Source organism: Kitasatospora sp. NPDC007106, assembly GCF_040634455.1.
Classification (GTDB): domain Bacteria; phylum Actinomycetota; class Actinomycetes; order Streptomycetales; family Streptomycetaceae; genus Kitasatospora; species Kitasatospora arboriphila.
In genome coordinates, this window is the sequence record NZ_JBEYFP010001411.1 from 1 (window position 1) to 1,118 (window position 1,118).

The window sequence follows — 1,118 nt, forward strand, 5'->3', positions numbered from 1 at the left end:
GCGCCCCCCCGGTGTTGGTCACCCCTTACTGACGGTCGCGGCCCTCCCGGGGCGGGGGGACCCGTGCGGTTCCCCGCGCCCCCCAGGACGCGTCCGTGCTCAGAGCAGGGACGGGAAGAGGTCCAGGAACGGCTGGGTGGACACCGAGACGCCCCGGCCGAAGGGATCGTCGAAGTCCCAGATCAGGAACAGCAGGAAGGCGATCAGCGCGCTGAAGGTGCCGGCCAGGATCAACTCCCGCGGGGAGCGCCGGATCTGCAGCGCGAACACCATGCCGACGGTGACCACCGCGCCCACGATCAGACCGAACCACACCACCCCGGGCATGGTCGGGCCGGTGCTCTGGCCGCGGGTGTTGCGGGACTCGTCGGCCGCGGCGATCCGGTCCATGACCGGCTGGTAGACCTGCGCCTCCAGGTCCGACTGCGGGGCCCGCGAGGCGACGTCCTGGCGCAGCTTGGCGAGCAGCTCGGTGCCGCGCGGCGAGATCTCGCCGTTCTCCCGCATGTGGTCCCACTCGGTGTTCACCACGAAGGTCACGTAGGCGTCCACGTCGCCGCGGACCCGGGCCCGGAAGTCGGCCGGGTACACCTCGGCCCGGGCGCTGACCTCGTGCAGCGCCTGCGCCTCGTTCAGCACCTCGTCCTGGGCGGCGCTGCGGGCCTCCCAGACGCCGGCGATGGCGAGGCCGAGGACGATCGCGTAGACCACGCCGATCATCATGGTGATGTACTCGATGACGTCCGGGGTCTCGGACGGGTCGTCGTCCTCCCCGACCCGTCGCTGGCGCAGCACCACCACGGCGACGACGACCAGGACGGACGCCGCCATGGCGATCGCCAGGGCGAGCCACTCCGACATGACAACTCCTGTTCAGCACTGGATGGCCGACCGGCCGACGGCCGGTCGGGGGCGGCGGGACCGACCGGTCAGGACCGGCTGCCGCGGGCGGCGGCCTTCCCGCGGACCTTGGCGGCCGCGGCGGCGAGCACCGCGGGGACGGTGACGATCATCATCGTGGTCACCGGCGAACTGCTGCGGTGCCGGGCGGGCGCGACGGCCGGCTGGGCCGGAGGCATCCGGATCTTCCGCGGGGCGGGGGCGGGCGGGGCCGGCGG

Annotated in this window: 1 protein-coding gene and 1 pseudogene; both read right to left on the reverse strand. The window is 73.4% G+C overall.

Annotated elements, in window-relative coordinates; genetic code table 11:
* Nucleotides 1–99: 99 nt before the first annotated feature.
* Entirely contained in the window at nucleotides 100–861 is a 762-nt protein-coding gene (locus ABZ641_RS38885) for a hypothetical protein (RefSeq protein WP_344624171.1), read from the reverse strand.
* A 68-nt stretch (nucleotides 862–929) separates the two neighbouring features.
* Nucleotides 930–1,118: pseudogene (locus ABZ641_RS38890) on the reverse strand (dihydrolipoamide succinyltransferase); the annotation flags it as partial.